The following is an 18,107-nucleotide window of genomic DNA, read 5'->3' on the forward strand; positions in this document are numbered from 1 at the left end:
TCGAGTTACCGTGCAAGCCGACTTTCTTCCCGGCGTCATCGCCATCGCCACCGATTTCCGCCGAGCACCGGTGCAGCGATACCTGCGCGCCCGGGAGGAGCATCGTCCCCGCCCGTCGGGTCCGGCAGTGGCGGCGTTGATCGCCCTGATCCACAGGTATTCCGAACACGCCGAGGTCACACTCGGAGTGATTGCGCCAGAGGATGATTCACCGATTCCGTTGCGGATCGCCGTCGATCCGGATCGCACCGCGGAGGCGCTGGCCGCCGAGGTCGACGACGCCCGGTCGCGGCTTACGGCCGCACGCGCCGCCTTCGACATCGACGAGGTGATCGGGAAGCTCTGCCCCACACCGGTATTCGACCGGCATCCACTGTTCCAGATCGGCTACTGCGAACTCAGCGGCGAGCACGACCCGGACGCGGCGGAGGACGCGCTCGAGGCCGTCGTCGGCTGCGATCTGGTCTTCGTCGACGATCGCGGCGCCGGTGAACTGCGCTGCGAATACGACGCGGAGCTGTTCGAACCGCCCACGGTGCGGCGGCTGCTGGCGCAGTGGGCGATGCTGATCGACGCGTTCGCCGCGCATCCGGATGCCGCGCTCGCGGCCTTGCCGATGCTGCCGGAAGGGGACCGGACGGCCCTCGACGAGTGGTCGACCGGGCCGCGGGTGGCCTGCACCGCGACGACGTTGCACGCACTGATCGCCGAACGTGCGGCGAGCCGGCCGGACAGCCCCGCTGTCGTGTCCGAGGCCAGCACGCTGAGTTACGGTGAACTCGACGACCGCGCCGCGCGGGTCGCCGGATATCTGAGCGCCGCAGGCGTGCGGCCCCGGCAGATTGTCGCGCTGTGCCTGCGGCGTTCGCCGCGGGTGCCGGTGCTGGCGCTCGGTGTCATGAAGGCCGGTGCGGCCTACCTGCCGCTGGATCCCGCGGATCCGGATGCGCGACTGGCCACGATCCTCGCGGATTCCGGGGCGTCGGTGGTGCTGTGTGACGACGCCGAGATCGCCGAGCGCGTATCGGCCGAGGGCGTCACGGCGATCGATCTGGACGCCGTAGGGGACGAACTGGAACAGAGCGAGCCCGCACCCGCCCGCGTCGGCGCGCCGACGGATCTCGCCTACGTCATCTACACCTCCGGCTCGACCGGTCGGCCCAAGGGTGTGCTGGTCGAACACGCGGCGATCTGTAATCGCCTGCTGCACGACGCGATTCGCATCGACGAATCGGACCGTGTGCTACAGAAGACGCCGCTGACGTTCGACGTGTCGGTGTGGGATCTGTTCTATCCGCTGGTGCACGGTGCGCAGTCGGTCCTGTGTGATGCCGAGGGGCATCGGGATTCGCGCTATCTCCTGGACATCATTCGCGCGCAGGGGATCACCGTCGCCCACTTCGTGCCCTCGATGCTCCGCACGTGGCTGGCCGAGCCCGGCGCCGCGGCGTGCACCTCGCTGCGTTACGTCACTACCAGCGGTGAGGCGCTGCCCGCGGATGTGGCCGCCGAATTCCACCGGCTGCTGCCGGAGACCGCGCTCTACAACTACTACGGACCGACCGAAGCGGCCGTCGACGTCACCTGCGAACAGGTACTTCCGGGGGCGGCGGTCACCCTCGGCCGGCCGATCGAGAATGTACGCGCCGTCGTCCTGGACACCGCGGGACAGCTTGTGCCGGTCGGGGTTCCGGGCCAGCTGCATCTGGCCGGGGTCTGTCTGGCGCGCGGCTATGTCGACCCCGCCGACGAGATCGGCCGCTTCGTGGCCGACCGGCGGACCGGAGAACGGCTGTACGCCACCGGTGATCGCGTGCGGCGGCTGCCCGACGGGCGCCTGGAGTATCTCGGCCGGGCCGACCATCAGCTGAAATTGCGCGGCCTGCGGATCGAAGCCGGCGAGGTCGAGGCCGCGCTGCGCTCCGCCGACGGAGTCGGTGAGGCCGTGGTCACCGTCTTCGGCGATGATCCCCAGCGCAGCGAACTGGTCGGCTACGTGAGCGCCGCCGACGACGCGGTGGTCGACGCCGATGCGGTGCGCGAATATGCCCGCGCCCTGCTGCCGGCCTATATGGTGCCGGCGAAAATCGTTGTGCTAGAGGCATTTCCCCGCAACTCGGCCGGGAAGATCGATCGCAGGAGTTTGCCCGCGCCCGTCGTCGCGGTGCCCAGCACGACCGCGGCGTCACCGAGCGAGCTCTGCGACGCGATAGCGGCGGTCTGGGCACGAGTGCTCGAGTGCGATTCGGTGCCCGCCACCGCGAATTTCTTCGATCTGGGCGGCAATTCACTGCTCGTTGCCCGGGTGCACCTGGCATTGGAAGAGGCGCTCGGTATCTCGATCGCGCGCACGGACCTGTTCCGCTATCCGACCGTGGCCTCGCTGGCCGCGGCCCTCGCCGGCTCGGTCGCCGCCCGAGAGCCGACCGACGACCCCGACGACCCCGGCGACCACAGCGGTCCGTTCGCGGTGATCGGCATGGCCGTGCGCGTTCCGGGTGCCGCCGATCTCGACGAATTCTGGGATGTCATCGCTGATGCGCGCACGACGATGACCGAACTCGACGACGAGCAGTTGCGGGCCGCGGGCGAATCGGACGAGCGCATCGCCGCGCCGAACTACGTGCGCACCGCGGCCGTCCTGGACGATATCGCCGGATTCGACGCCGACTACTTCGGTTTCACCGCCCGCGAGGCGCAGGTCACCGATCCGCAGCACCGGCTGCTGCTGGAATGCGCGGTCGAGGCGCTCGAACATGCGGGCTACGGTGGTGCGCCGCAGCGTCCGCGCACCGGAGTGTTCGTGGGCGGGCTGCCCAGCAGCTACTTCCACCGCTATTTCGCCGACGACTTCACCCTGCTGCCCTCCACCCAGCACTACCAGATCAAGGTCGGCAACGAACCCGACTTCCTGCCCACCTCGATCGCCTACCGCCTCGACCTGCACGGACCGGCTGTCACCGTGCAGAGCGCGTGTTCGACCTCGCTGGTCGCGGTCCATCTGGCCTGCCAATCCATCGGCCGGGGCGAATGCGAGATCGCCCTGGCCGGCGGGGTCGCGGTGCGAGTGCCGGATCGGGTCGGATACCTGCATCAGGAGGGGATGGTCGCCTCGCCGGACGGGCATTGTCGCGCCTTCGACGAGCAGGCCGGCGGCACCGTCTTCGGCAATGGGGCGGGCGTGGTCGTGCTCAAACGGCTCGACGCGGCGGTACGCGACGGTGACCGGATCTTCGCCGTGGTGCGCGGCACCGCGATCAACAACGACGGCTCCGCGAAGGTCGGGTTCACCGCGCCGAGTGTCGACGGCCAGGTCGAGGTCATCCGCCGGGCACATCGGGTGGCCGGGGTGGCGCCGGCGGATATCGGATACGTCGAGGCGCACGGTACCGCCACCCCGATGGGCGATCCGATGGAGATCGCCGCGCTCACCGAAGCATTCGGCGGCCCGCGCGCCGACCGGTGCGAGGTCGGATCGGTGAAGGCGAATATCGGCCACCTCGATACCGCCGCCGGTGTGGCGGGCTTCGTCAAAGCCGTACTGGCGTTGGATCACGCGGTCCTGCCGGGACTCGCGGATCTGCACCAGCCCAGCAGTCGGATTCCGTGGTCCGAGACGCCTTTCCAGGTGTCGCCGCGGTCGCGCGCATGGCCGTCGGATCGGCCGCGGATCGCCACGGTATCGGCCTTCGGAATCGGCGGCACCAACGCGCATGCGGTGCTGGAGGCCGCGCCGCCGCGCATCGCCGGCGCCGCACCCGCGGGCTGGAGCGGACTGTTCCGCTTGTCGGCGCGTTCCGATGCGGCACTGCGTGACCTCGCGCAACGCTATCTCGATCGGCTGGATGCCGATACGGCCGTCGAAGACGTCTGCTATACAACAGGTTTCGGCCGAGAACATCATGCGCACCGGTTGGCCGCGGTGATCTCCACGCTGCCGGAGTTGCGAGCGGCGCTGGCGGCGTACCTGCGCGGTGAACCGGCGGCGGCATTGTTCACCGAGGCGCGACAGCATGCGGACCGCCGCCTGTGCCTGGTCCTGGGCGACGCTCCCGACGCCGGTGTCGACGAATTTCTCGACGGGTACGCCGACGATGCGGTGGTGCGGAAGGCGCGCGCGGAGGTGTCCGCGGCGCTCGGCGGCGCCGAACCCGCCGGAGTGCAGGTGGAGCTGGCCCGGCTGTACGTCCTGGTGCGGGTGTGGCGGGCGTGCGGTCTGCACTGGGATGCGGTGATCGGTTACGGCGCGGGCGAATACGTGGCCGCGACGATCTCCGGCGTCGTCGATCTGGCGACCGCGATGCGCGACGCTGCCGCGGGGACACCGGCGTGGGTGGGTGGCGATCGCCGCGATCTGTGGCTGGCGTCGCAAGCGCCGGAGGTCGACGCACCGCTCGATTCGTGCGTGGCGGCTGTGGGCTGCGATCGGATGCTGGTGCTGGGTCGTCGCAGCGACGAACGAGCCCGGCTGCGGCTGGCCGCCGATCGGTACGGCGTCCGTACAGTACTCGCGGCCGACGGGCCCCACGATTTCCCGCGCGGTCTGCTGGTCGCGGCGGCGAAACTCTATGCCAGCGGTGCGGACATCTGCCTCACGCCATGGGGGCCCTTCGCGCACGGCCGCCGAATCCCGCTGCCCACCTACGCATTCCAGCGCAGCACCTTCTGGGTCGAACCGAAACGTGCGGGTCGCCGTGCCGAGAGCACCGCCGAGGAGACCGGGTTGCCCGGTCGTCCGGTGGATCTGCCGCTGTCGGAGGAGATTCGCTACGAACGCGGTTTCGCCTGTGACTCGCCGTCGTATGTGACCGATCACCGGTTGTTCGGTACCGCGGTGGTGCCCGGCGCCTCGCATATCGCGATGGTGCTGGCCGCGGCCGCGCACCACATCGACGGGCCGTACATGCTGCGGGATACGTTGTTCCTGCAGCCGTTCGCCGTGTCGGACGGCGGGAGCCGCCGCGCACAGCTGGTGCTGCGGCCGAACGGTCCGGGCTGGGACGTGACCCTCGTCGCGGAGGAGGAAACCGGTGCGGGCGCGGCCTGGCCGGCGCTGTTCCGCACCGCGCTGGAAAGCGCTCCCGCCGAATCGGGTTCCACATTCGACGAGGCCGAGCGCGGCGATATCCTCGCCCGCTGTCCGCAGGAGCTGTCCGGACTCGAGTTCTACCGTGATGTCTGGGTGCCGGGGCTCGACACCGGAAACTCCTTCCACTGGATCGAGACCATCCGGCGTGGCGACAATGAGGCACTGTGCCTGACCACCCGTCCCGAGGGTGTGGAGATCGGGCCGGAACCGCTGCACGCGGGGCTGGTCGAGGCCGCGTTCCAGGTGCTCAACAGCTGCTGGAAATACGACAACGATCTGCTGCGGGCGCAGGAGAACATCTACGTTCCGTTCAGTATCGACCGCTACTACTTCTCCGGTCGCCGCACCGAGGGCCCGCTGTGGATCCACGCCCGGTTGACGGGCGGACACGGAGCGGGCGACGAGGCGTTCACCGCGCATATCCGGATGTACAGCGCCACCGGCGAATTGGTGGTCGCCGTGGACGGATTCGAATCGCGGCGGATCAGCCGGGCACAGGTGGAGCGGGCGCTCGCGCGCACGTCGGCCGATATCACCCACGAGCAACACTGGCAGCGCACCGAGGCGGCCGACGCGGGGGCCCACCCGGTCTCATTGCTGGTGGTCGACGATGAACCCGACCGGTTGAGCCGTTTCGCGCGGGTGCTGCGCGAGCGGGGGATTGCGGCGGAGACGGTACTGGTCGGTGCGGATGCGCCGCCGGGATCGGGCATCACCCGCAGCGCGGCCACCGACGCCGAAACACGCGCGTGGCCGGTCGAATTCGCCGCAGCAGACCGTCGCGGCTACGTCGACCTACGCGGCCTGACGACAGCCGACGGCGACAGCGCGCGGTTCGTCGGCGAGGCCGCGCGGCGGTGTGCCGCGGCGGTGCGACCGCTACCGGCGCTGGCCTCCGAACGCGTCCGCGTGTGGTGGCCCACTGCCGGTGCCCAACCGGTGACCGGCGACGCCGACGTCACCGATCCGGCCGCGACCATGCTGTGGGGTATCGCCACGGTCGTCCGGCGCGAGTATCCGGAACTACAGTGCAGCACAGTCGATCTGGATGGCGACGATGATTCGTCGCTGGTGCGGCTGGCGGCCGAGATCCACCGCTGGTCGCCGGAGATGCGGGTCGCGCATCGCGGCGGGAATCGCTACGTCGCACGGCTCCGCCGTGCGCAGCCGGGGACGGATGTGCGGGTACGGTCCGATCGCAGCTATCTCGTCACGGGCGGGCTGCGGGGGATCGGCCCGCGCGTGGCGCACATGCTCGCCGAGCAGGGCGCGGGCCACCTCGTTCTCGTCGGCCGCACCGCACCCGATCCGGAGACCGCGCAGCTGCTGGACGAGATCCGCGGCGGCGGCTGCTCGGTCACCGTGCACACCGCCGATATCGGCGCCGAATCGCTCGCCGGCGTGGTCGCGGCGGCGCCGCATCCGCTCGGCGGCGTCGTGCACGCGGCCGGTGTGCTCGACGATGCGACGATCGGCGGGCTGGACGCGGACCGATTCGAAAAGGTTCTGGCGCCCAAGGTCGGCGGTATCCACCGGCTGCGCGAAATCATCGGTGCGGATACGGAATTCGTGGTGTGTTTCTCGTCGCTGACCGCGACCGTCGGTGCGGGCGGACAAGCGAACTACGCGGCGGCCAATGCGTATCTGGACGGGTACGCGTCGCTGTTGCGGGCCCAGGGCATCCCCGCGACCAGCATCGCGTGGGGCCCGTGGGGGGAGATCGGGATGGCGGCGCGCCTCGACGCCGAGGAGCGCGAGCGGGCCCGGCTGCGCGGCTACCGCCCGCTCTCGCCGGAGCAGGGGCTGCGTCTGCTGGCCGGCAATCTGGCCGCTGCCGGGCCGACCGTCGTCGCCGCGGATCTGGACTGGCCGAAGTTGGCCGCGGCCGCGGGGGGGGACCCGTGGTACGGAAGTATCGCCGCCACTCCCGCCGCCGCGGGACCGGTCGCCTCGCTGCGCGACCGGGTCCTGGCGGCTGCCCGGACCGACCGGGCGGCCCTCGTGCGCGAGCTCACGGCCACCGAGGTGAAGGCGGTGCTGGGACTCGGCGACGGGCATCTGATCGACCCGGAGGAGGGGTTCACCCAGCTCGGGATGGACTCCCTCGCGGTCGTCGAACTGCGCTCGCGCCTGCAGGACGGTTTCGGACTCGCGCTGCCCGCGACCTTCGGATTCGACTATCCGACCGTCGAGAAGGCGGCCGAATACCTCTCGGCCGCAATCGGTTCCGGGGAGGCCGAAACGCCGGAACCGGCCACCGCCGACGTTCCTGCTCGGCCGCACCACGCGACGACGCAGGACGGACCACCGGACGTGGCCGCGGTTCCTCCTCGGGGCTCGGCGCCGGCTGCGCCGGCCCCCGCTGTCGCGAGTCCGGCGGCGCCCCCGTCGGAGGATCCGATCGCCGCCGAGCTGGCTCTGCTGGAGGCGGCATTACACAGCGATGCACAGTGGTGAGGGATATGTCCGCAGCAAGTTCCGAATCCGTCTCCACCACCGGTGTGACACCAGACCGCGAGCAGCGCATCGCCGCGGTCCTGCGCGCGGCTCGGCAGCGGCTGGCCGAACCTCGTCCGGCGGAACCGATCGCGATCGTCGGCATCGGCTGCCGGTTCCCCGGCGGCATCACCGGGCCGGACACCCTGTGGGACGTCGTGGCCGGGGGAGTCGACGCCACCGGCGAACAGCCCGGTGACCGGTGGGACGTGCGGCGGTTCTACGATCCGGACCCGGACAAGCCCGGCACCATCTACACCACCCGCGGCGGATTTCTCGACGCGGTGGACATGTTCGACGCCGACTTCTTCGGCATCTCGCCGCGCGAAGCGCACGCGATGGACCCGCAGCAGCGGCTCCTGCTGGAGATCGCGTGGGAGGCGGTGGAGAACGCGGGTATCGCGCCGCAGCGGCTGCGTGGATCCGATACCGGCCTGTTCGTCGGATTCAGCTGGCGCGACTACGACCGGATCGCCGTTGCCGATATGCCCGAGGCCATGAACGCCTATGCGGGACTCGGGAATACACCGAGTATCGCGGTGGGCCGGGTGGCGTACACGCTGGATCTGCATGGACCGGTGTCACTCGTGGACACCGCGTGCTCGTCGTCGCTGGTGGCGGTGCATCAGGCGGTCCAGAGCCTGCGCAACGGCGACTGCTCGACGGCGCTGGCCGGTGGTGTGAATCTGATCCTCTCGCCGTTCTCGACGATGTTCTGCTGCCGCATCCGGGCGTTGTCGCCGGACGGCCGCTGTAAGACCTTCGATGCCTCCGCCGACGGATACGGCCGGGCCGAGGGCGCCGGTCTGGTGGTGCTCAAGCGGCTGTCGCAGGCACAGCGCGACGGCGACCGGATCTACGCGGTGATCCGCGGCTCCGCGGTCAACCACGCCGGCCGGACCGGCGGGCTCACCGTGCCCAGCGCCCGCGCGCAGGAGGCGGTGGTGCGGGCAGCATTGCGGGCGGCGAATCTCGAACCGGCGCAGGTGAACTACATCGAGGCGCACGGCACGGGCACCGCGCTGGGTGACCCGATCGAAATCGGTGCGCTGAACTCCGTCTTCGGCGCCGCGCGTGCGCCGCTGTGGGTCGGGTCGATCAAATCGAATTTCGGGCACGCCGAGACGGCGGCGGGGATCGCCGGTCTGATCAAGGCGGCGTTGGCCGTGCAACGCGGTGTGGTGCCGCCGACGCTGCACGTGCGGGAACCGAATCCCCGCATCGATTGGGCGTCCGGTTCGGCGCGGGTGGTCAGCGAGACCACGCCGTGGCCGGCCGGACCGCGGATCGCGGGTGTCAGTTCGTTCGGGTTCAGCGGAACCAATGCGCACGTGGTGGTCGAACAACCGCCGGTGGCAGTCGAATCCGCCAGCGTCGTGCCCTCGGGTCTGCTGACCCTGTCCGCCCGCAGCGAGGAGGCGTTGCGGGCGCAGGCACGGCGGTTCGCGCTCACGCTACGCACCGTGGAACCGTCGCGGCTCGAATCCGTCTGCGCGACAGCAAATCTCGGCCGGAGTATGTTCGAACATCGACTCGCCGTGGTGGCCGGGAGTACGACCGCGATGGCGGCCGCCCTGGACGCCCATACCGCCGGACAGCGGCAGCCGGCGGTCGTGACCGGCCACGTGCCGCGTGGTCGTGCCGTGCGTGCCGCACTGTTGATCGGGCACCGCGGACCCGGTGTGGAACCGCTCGATCGCGAGAGCTACACCGGCTCCGACGTCATCCGCGCCGCCGTCGACGAATGCCTGGACGCGACCTCCTCGCGGGAGAGCTTCCGGACCGCCCTTTTCGCCGGGCTGGCGCCGCATCAGGCGCAGCGCGTCCCCGGCCTGGCGGACGCGCTGGCCTTCGTCCACCGGTACGCCACCACTCGCCAGTTGCTGGCATCCGGTCTGCGCCCCGCTGCCGTGCTGGGCGTCGGCGTGGGCGAGTACGTGACCGCCGCGATCACCGGAATTCTGGAACCCGCTGTGGCACTGCGTGCGTCGGTCTCGACCGCGGCGCTGCTCGGCGAACGCGTGGTGGCACGCTCCGACGACCGTGCGCTGCTCGACGCGGTACTGCACGAAACCGGCGCGTGCCTGTGCGGTCATGTCGGCGACCGCTATCTGCTGGAGGCGGGCCCCGGCGGCCGCGAGCCGCTCCTGCACCGCCTGCGTGCCGCCGGTATCGCCGCGACGACACACGCCGAACTGCGCGATCACCTGGGAACGGCCGTCCCCGACCCGGGTCGGCTGGGTGAGCCCGAACTCACCGTCGTCTCCGCGCACACCGGGATGCGCCTCGGCCACGAAGCGGCCGATCCCGCCTACTGGTCGAGCCGTCCGCTGTGGCCCGCGCATCTGGACCGGGCCTTCGCCACACTGGGAGAACTCGACTGCACCGTATTCGCCGAGGTCGCGGGGGCGACGCTGACCGAGCTGGGAAGCAACCGCCGCACCGCGCCGGAGAGCCGCTGGTTCACCACCGGTACCACCCGCAGCGAACTCATCCGGTGCACGGCCGGGCTGTTCGTGGCCGGAGCCGTCGACGACCTGCGCGACCTGCACGGCACCCACTATCCCCGGATCACCCTCCCCACCTACCCCTTTCAGCGCCGCCGCTACTGGGTTGAAGCGCCCGGCGCCACGCCTGCGCCCGCCGCGGCGAGCGCGCCCGCTGCGCCGGGTCGGCCTCCGCATGTCGAAGCGCTCGGCGTGGACGCCCCCGATGCTGCTCGGCCGGCCCCGACAGCATCGGGAGGTGGGCACGGAACTGTCCTCGAGCCCACCGTCCCCGAACCGCCGGTGCGCGGCGGCGTCGATGCGACCCCGTCGGACGTGGCCGCGCACGCCGTCGAATCGGCGCGGCCCGCGCTGTCCGAGGCGGACCTGCACCTGCTGCGCCGACGCGTGAGTTCGGTGGTGGTGGCGAGTATCCGGCAGGTCTTCCAGATGCCGGATTCCGATCCCGTCGATCTGCATACACCACTGCAGGAGCTCGGCTTCGACTCGCTCATGGCGATCGAATTGCGGACCGTACTGGGGCGCGCGCTCGCACTGCCGATCGAAGCGGCTTTCGCCTTCGAATTTCCCACGGCCACAGCGCAAATCGCCGAACTCACCGCTCGATTGACCGCCGCACCGACGATCCCGCCCGAGCCGGCCGCCGAACCGGCGATGTCGGCATCGGCCACGGCAGAGCCGGAGCCGGAGCACCACGACGCGGCCGCCCCGCTCCCCGTGTCGTTCGACATCCCCGTCAGCACGACCCGCACTCCGCTCGACGGCTTGAGCGAATCCGATCTCATCGCGCTGGCTCGCGCGGAAGTGGCTGCCCTGGAAGAGGTGCTGCGTTGACCCCGACCGCGACGAATCCGAGTGTGCTGCCCGAGGGCGGCGACAGCAGCGAGGCCTTACGCGGCGCCATCGCCGCCCTGCGCACGGCCCGCGGGGCCTTGGCACAGCGCAGTGAGCCGGTCGCCGTGATCGGTGCGGGCTGTCGCCTGCCCGGCGGGGTCGGTTCGCTGGAGGAATTCGCCGAATTCCTGCGCGCGGGCGGCGACGGCGTGGTCGATATTCCGCCGGACCGCTGGGATATCGAGCACTACTACGATGCCGACGCCGACGCACCCGGCAGATCCTTCATCGCGAAGATGGGCGCCCTCACCGATATCGGCGATTTCGATGCCGCCTTCTTTGGGATCTCGCCGCGCGAGGCCGAGGCCATGGACCCGCAGCATCGGCTGTTGCTCGAGGTCGCATGGGAGGCGCTCGAGCATGCCGCGATTCCACCGCAGACCCTGCGCGAGAGCCGAACCGGCGTATTCGTCGGCATGTGCCCCAACGATTACGGCGCCGCGGCCACCGACCCGGCGGCGATCGACATCTATTCCGCCACCGGTCTGGCGCCGTCGGTGGCGGCCGGGCGGATCGCCTATCACCTCGGACTGCGGGGGCCCGCCCTGGTCGTCGACACCGCATGTTCGTCCGCGCTGGTCGCACTGCATCTGGCGGTGCAGAGCCTGCGGTCGGGGGAGTGTGAGCTGGCATTGGTGGCCGGGGTGAATCTCATCGTGTCCCCGCAGTCGATGATCTCGATGTCGAAGCTCCGGGCGCCCTCGCCGAGCAATCGCTGCGCACCCTTCGCCGCCGCCGCCGACGGACTGGTGCGCGGCGAGGGGTGCGGCGTCGTCGTGCTGAAGCGCGAGTCCGCCGCCCACGCCGACGGTGATCGAGTGCTGGCCTCGATCGTGGCGACGGCCGTCGACCAGGACGGCCGCAGCAACGGCCTCACCGCGCCCAACGGCCGCGCCCAGGAACAGGTGCTGCGGGAGGCGCTGCGCGAGGCCAAACTGGAGGCCGGCCGCATCGACTACATCGAGGCGCACGGCACCGGCACCCCGTTGGGCGATCCCATCGAATTGCGCGCGCTGTCCGCGGTTTTCGGCGCCGACCGGGACCGTCCGTTGCTCGTCGGATCGGCCAAGGGAAACCTGGGCCATCTGGAACCGGCCGCCGGAATCGCCGGACTGCTCAAGGCCATCACGGTCGTGCGTGACCGGATCGTCCCGCCCACACTGCATTTCGACGCGTCGAATCCGCTGATCGACTGGGACGCCACGCCGATCGTGATCCCGGCCGAGGCGCGGGAGATCTCCGGCGCCGAGCCGGTGTACGCGGGGGTCAGCGCGTTCGGATTCAGCGGGACCAACGCGCATACGATCATCACCGCGGCCCCCGGGATCGAACCGGCGGTCGACGATGCCGCCGAACCGGCTCGGGAACTGCTGGTCCTACCGCTGTCGGCCGCGACCGAACAAGCCTTGCGGGATACGGCACTGCGCTGGCGTGACCGGCTGGCGGCCGGCGCGCGGGCACGCGACCTGTGCTTCACCGCGTCGCGTCGCGCCGCACTCGACCATCGCGGCGTGGTGATCGGGGAAACCGCCGCCGCACTGCAACGCGGACTCACCGCCATCGCCGAGGACCGTGATCGCGCGGGCGTGATTCGCGGCCGCCGCGGCGAACCGGGCGCCCTGGTCTTCGTTTTCGCCGGATTCGGTGGGCACTGGACCGGGATGGGCGCCCAGCTCATGGCCGACTATCCGGTATTCGCCGAGGCGGTGCGGCGGTGTGCGGCGGCGTTCGAACCTCATCTGGGCGCCGATATCGCCGAACTGCTGGCCGGCGGCGAATCCGACGGCGGCCGTATCGATCTCGCCCAGCCCATGTCCTTCGCCGTGCAGATCGGATTGGCGGAATTGCTGGCGGCGACCGGATTCCGGCCCGATGCCGTCGTCGGTCACAGCGTCGGTGAGATCGCGGCCGCCCAGGTCGCGGGAGCACTGAGCCTCGCGGACGCGGCCGCGGTCATCGTCCACCGCAATCGGGTGCTGCGCGCGATCGAAGGGACCGGCGGCATGTTGTCGGTGCCGATGAGCGCCGGTGAGCTTCCCGGATGGCTGGAGCAGATCGAAGGTGATTTCGACCTCGCCGCGGTGAACGGACCCGCGCAGGTCGTCGTCTCCGGGACGGTCGCCGATCTGGACCGGCTCGAAAAGGCGCTGGCCGCGGCCGGTTACGACCCTCGCCGGGTGAAGATCGAGTCGGCCGCGCACAGCCGCCAGCTGGATCCGCACCTGGGCGCCTTCGTCGAGCGGATCGCCGGCATCACCGCGATCCCGGGTGGCCGGGCCGCGTTCCTGTCCACCGTGGAGTCCGACTACGTCCCCACCGATGCGCTGACCGCCGACTACTGGGGTCGTAATCTGCGCGGCACGGTCCGCCTCGACGAGACCGTCGAGCGGGTGCTCGCGGAGGGTCCGGCGACCTTCGTCGAGATCGGACCCAATCCCGTTCTGGTGGACGGCATCCGCGCCCGCATCGACGCCTCGAACGCCCGGGGCGCCGTGGCCGGTTCCCTGAAACGCAACGGCTACGCGCGCCGCGACATCCTGGACCTGATCGCCCGGTTGTACGTGCACGGAGTCCCTGTGGACTGGGCGGCCGCCGGGGTTCGCGGCCGGATCGTCGATCTGCCGGCGTATCCGTGGCAGCACAAGCGGTTCTGGGCACGCTCCGATTGGGATGTGGCCGCCGAACACCATGGCGGACAGGCGGTGGTCGAATCATCCGTCAGCGGCGAACGCCTGCTCCAGCGTGTGGTCGAGCTCGCCCGCTCGCCGTGGTTGCTCGACCACGCGGTGGGGGATACTCCGGTCGCCGCGGGCGCCTGGCTGGTCAACCTCGCCGCCGCGGCCCGCCTGCAACACGGCTTCGGGCCCGGCTGCCATTTCGCCGATATCCGGTTCGAGCGGGTACTCACCCTGCCCGAGTCCGGCCGTCGAGTGCAGGTGGTACTGCGCGACAACGAATTTCGCATCAGTGCTTGCGCCACCGAGCCGGGTGGCGCGGCCACGGTGTGGACCGAACACGCTCGCGGACGGATCATTTCGGGCGAGAACCTCCCCGAGGTCCCCGGACTGGCCGCGGCGCAGCGGCACTGCCGCACCGCGGTGGACCCGCAGGATCTCTACGCGGCCTATACCCGCAACGGCACTCGCTACGGGCCCGCCTTCCGCACGGTGACGGAACTGTCGGTCGGCAATGGTGAGGCGCTCGGACGGGTGAGCGCGGTCGCCGGTGCGCGCGACCCGGAGCACGGGGTGGCGGCGGCCGCGGTGCTCGACGGATGTTTCCAGGTGGTCGGCGCACTGGCCGGGGACGAATTGTTCCTGCCGTCCGCGATCGGCGCGCTGCACGTCGCCGACCACATTCCGCCGCAGGTCCACGCCCATGTGCGCCGCTACGCCCGCGACGGTCGCCTGCAGACCGCCGACCTCGATATCTACGCCGACGACGGTTCGCTCGTCGCCACGGTGCGCGAGCTGACCGCGACCCGCGTCGACGCGGCGGATACCGCCGATGCCGCCGTCCTCGCGGTCGATTGGCAGCAGCGTCCGCGCGCGACCGGTCGGCTCTCGGGGCGCTGGGTTGTCGTCGGCGGCGACGCGGACGACGACGCACCGCTGGGACCCGCAACGCTGATCCGGGAGCTCGTCGCGGCGGGCGCCGATGCCGCCACCGCCGCGGTCGCGCCGAGTGCCGACGACACCGAACCGCACGCCCCGACGTTCGACGAACCCGCCGATCACATCCTCTATCTCGCCGGAACCGAGGACGGTGCAACGGCATTCGCCGATCTCGCCGCACTGCTCGGGCTCGCGCGCACGCTCGTGCGGATGACTTCCGCGCCACGGCTGTGGGTGGTCACGCGCGGCGGTCAGGCGGTGGCGCGGGAGTGTGTGGACCCGTGGCAGGCGGCCCTGTGGGGTTTCGGCACCGCCCTGGCCGCCGAACATCCCGAACTGCGGACCACGCTCGTCGACCTGGCCGCCGACGCGGGCGTGGACGGCGACGACGCGGCCGACCTGGTCGCGGAACTCGCCGACGGCACCGAGCGACATATCGCGCTGCGCTCCGGACTTCGCTGGGTCGCGCGCCTCGACCGGGTCCGGCTGAACCCGGATCCACCCGTCGTCGCCGCGGGCGCTCGCGGCTTCGGGGTGGATATCGACGAGCCCGGCCGCCTGGCGACGCTGACGCTGCGTGGTCGCGGCCGGCCGCGACCGGGCCCCCGCGAGGTCCTCATCGCCGTGGCCGCCGCCGGTCTCAACTTCGCCGACGTCATGCGGGCCATGGGCTTCTTCGCGGAGCTCGACGACGTGCCGCTGGGATCGGAATGCGCGGGCATCGTCGTCGCCGTGGGCGCCGAGGTCGATTCGGTGCGCGTCGGCGACCGGGTGGTGGCGGTGGCGCTGAACTGCCTGGCCACCCATGCCGTCGCCGACGCGGCACTGGTTCATCGGCTGCCGGAGACGTTCGCGCTCAGCGACGCCGCGGCGCTGCCCACCGCGTACACCACTGCCTGCTACGCACTCGAACATCTGGCCCGGGTGCGCCCGGGCATGCGCATCCTGATCCATGCGGCTACGGGTGGCACGGGTTCGGCGGCCATCGCGGTGGCACAGCGGCACGGACTGCAGATCATCGCCACCGCGGGTACCGAGGACAAGCGCCGCTTCCTGCGGAAACTGGGCATCGAGCACGTCTTCGACTCGCGCACTACGGAATTCGAGCAGCAGGTTCTCGACGTCACCGGCGGCGCGGGGGTCGATATCGTGCTCAACTCCCTTACCGGCGCGGCCGCCGAGGCGAGTCTGCGCACGGTCGCCGCCGACGGGTTCTTCCTCGAGCTCGGCAAACGCGATATCTACGGCTCGGGGCGACTCCCCCTGGAGGACTTCAAACGCCGCATCACCTACACCGCCGTCGATATGGCGGGTCTGCACCGGGAACGCCCGGCTGTCTTCGCCGAACTGCTGCACCACACGCTCGACCGCGTCGTATCCGGCGAACTGAAACCGCTTCCGGTGCAGACCTATCCGATCGCCGCGGCGGCCGAGGTGTTCCGGTTGATGAGCACCGGTGCGCACACCGGCAAACTGGTTCTGGTGACCGACGACGCGGCCAGCACCGACATCGTGCGCGGCGCTGCGCAGGGCCTGACCGAACCCGGCTGCATCCTGATCACCGGTGGCCTCGGCGGTCTCGGTCTCGAACTGGCCCGCACCCTGGTCGAACGGGGCGGCGCGCAGGTCGGGCTGCTCGCTCGCCGCGAGCCGGATGCCGAGGAACGCGCGATCATCGACGAACTCAATGCCGCCGCAGAGCGCGTCGTCGTGGAGCGTGCCGACGTCGCGGATGCGACGGCGGTCGCCGCCGCCGTGGGGCGGTTGCGCTCCCGCGTCGGTCCGGTGCGCGGGGTGTTCCATCTCGCGGCCGTCCTGCGGGACGCCGTCCTGACCAATCAGAGCTGGGCTCAGTTCGATCCGGTGCTGCGTCCGAAGGCGTTGGGAGCCTGGAATATTCACCGTGCCGTGGCGGGTGATCCCGTCGAGTACTTCGTGATGTACTCCTCCACCGCGACCCTGCTGCCCTCGGGCGGTCAACTGAACTACGCCGCCGCCAACGCGTTTCTCGACGGATTGGCTCACTACCGGCGCGCGCAAGGACTGGCGGCCACCGCGGTGGCATGGGGTCCTTTCCGCGATACCGGACTCGCCGCGCGCAGCGCCGCGACGGAGGAGTATCTGGCCGGACGCGGAATCCGCTCGCTGGCGCCGGCGACGGCATACGCACTGCTGGAGACGCTGCTCGACGACGGTCGTCCCCGCGCCGCCATCATCGGTCTCGATGCCGACGCCTGGCTCGGCGCCCACCCCTTCGCGCGCGCCGTGCCGATGTACGAACCGTTGCGCGCCATGGGTTCCGGCGCCACCTCGGGCCTGGCGGACGAGCTGTGCCGCCTCCCGGCCGAGGAGCGCGAGGCCGCGCTGTGGGAGCTGCTGCTGAGCAGAGCGGCCGCGGTCCTGCGCATCGACACCGAGGAGATCGATCCCGGCACACCGTTTCTGGAACTCGGCATGAGTTCGCTGGCGTTGCTCGAATTCAAGAACGGCCTGTCGGCGGCCCTGGGTATCGACCTGCCCGGCGCGGTGCACTGGGAACATCCGACCGTGCGGGCGATGCACCGCTACCTGTCCGGCCGCCTGCGCGAGGAGGCGTCCCGGTGACCGTCTATCTGCACGGGATCTCCTACGCCGTCGGCGCCCGTGAGCCGATCGCCGGTCTGGAGCCGCTGCGCGAGGACCCCGCCATGCTGCGCGATATGCACGGCCTCGGCCTCTACCACTACTGCCGCACCGAACAGACCCCCCTGCAACTGGCGGCCGAGGTGGTCGCGAGCACTCTCGACCTGATCCCGGTGGATGCGGCGGAGATCGACCTGCTGGTCTACGCGTCGTCGAGTCCCGAAACGGGCGCCCTGGCCGGTGGTGAATTTCTGCGCTTCTGTGAGCGTTTCGGTCTCACTCGCGCCACCCCGATCGGCGTCACCCTCGCCGAATGCGCGAATTTCGGCAGTGCCCTGCGGATCGCGCACAGCTTGGTCGCCGCAGGATCGGCCCGCAATGTCCTGGTCGTCACCTCCGACGCGTGCCCGGACCCGCATGCCCGCATCCTGCGTGACGCGCTCTCGGTGCTGAGCGACGGTGCGGCCGCCTGCCTGATCACCTCCGCCGAACCGTCGCGGATCGAGGTGCTCGGCTCGAATCAGGGCACCAACCAGCTGATCCGCGTGGCGAAGATGCCGGCGCTGGCCGGGCTCACCAAACGCGGCCTGTCCCGCGCGGTCGCCGATATGCTCGACCGCGCCGGCCTGGATCGCGCCGACGTGCGGCGCATCATCGCCAACAATGTCAACGAGGAGGCCGTGCGCTTCATGGCCGATTCGGCCGGACTCGACCACGACCTGTGCTATCTGGACAACATCGCCGACTACGCCCACGTGCATTCGGCCGACAACCTGATCAACCTGCAGACCTATCTGGAGGACGGCGTCGCGCCGGGGGAGATCGTCATGACCATCAGCCACGGGTTCGGCACCTGGGGCGTCGCACTGTTGAGGATCGGCTGAC

At 70.6% G+C, this 18,107-nt stretch carries 4 protein-coding genes; all 4 read left to right on the plus strand.

Features of this window, described 5'->3' with window-relative positions; all coding sequences use genetic code 11:
* Window positions 1-10 precede the first annotated feature (10 nt).
* The 4 genes from C5E41_RS10040 to C5E41_RS10055 are packed head-to-tail and all read left to right on the plus strand — an operon-like array spanning window position 11 to window position 18,106.
* The gene (locus tag C5E41_RS10040; RefSeq protein ID WP_104379874.1) at window positions 11-7,546 is read left to right on the plus strand and encodes an amino acid adenylation domain-containing protein; all 7,536 of its coding nucleotides are present in this window, start codon (window positions 11-13) and stop codon (window positions 7,544-7,546) included.
* Window positions 7,547-7,551: 5 nt separating this feature from the next.
* Window positions 7,552-10,926 (plus strand): type I polyketide synthase, encoded by a 3,375-nt coding sequence (locus C5E41_RS10045; protein WP_104375557.1) that lies wholly within the window; start codon window positions 7,552-7,554, stop codon window positions 10,924-10,926.
* Window positions 10,923-17,204 carry a type I polyketide synthase gene (locus C5E41_RS10050; protein WP_104375558.1) on the plus strand — a complete coding sequence of 2,094 codons (6,282 nt, stop codon included), beginning with the start codon at window positions 10,923-10,925 and terminating at the stop codon, window positions 17,202-17,204. The genes C5E41_RS10045 and C5E41_RS10050 overlap by 4 nt, the downstream gene beginning before the upstream one ends.
* Window positions 17,201-18,106 carry a 3-oxoacyl-[acyl-carrier-protein] synthase III C-terminal domain-containing protein gene (locus tag C5E41_RS10055; RefSeq protein ID WP_104375559.1) on the plus strand — a complete coding sequence of 302 codons (906 nt, stop codon included), beginning with the start codon at window positions 17,201-17,203 and terminating at the stop codon, window positions 18,104-18,106. Before C5E41_RS10050 ends, C5E41_RS10055 begins: the two co-directional genes overlap by 4 nt.
* Window position 18,107: the final 1 nt, after the last annotated feature.

The sequence above is a fragment of the Nocardia nova genome (assembly GCF_002933465.1).
Taxonomy (GTDB): Bacteria; Actinomycetota; Actinomycetes; order Mycobacteriales; family Mycobacteriaceae; genus Nocardia; species Nocardia nova_B.

What these genes read in the sequence shown, in the direction of transcription:
- C5E41_RS10045 (WP_104375557.1), top strand. Translation starts at nt 7,552, where the DNA reads ATGTCCGCAGCAAGTTCCGAATCCGTCTCCACCACCGGTGTGACACCA.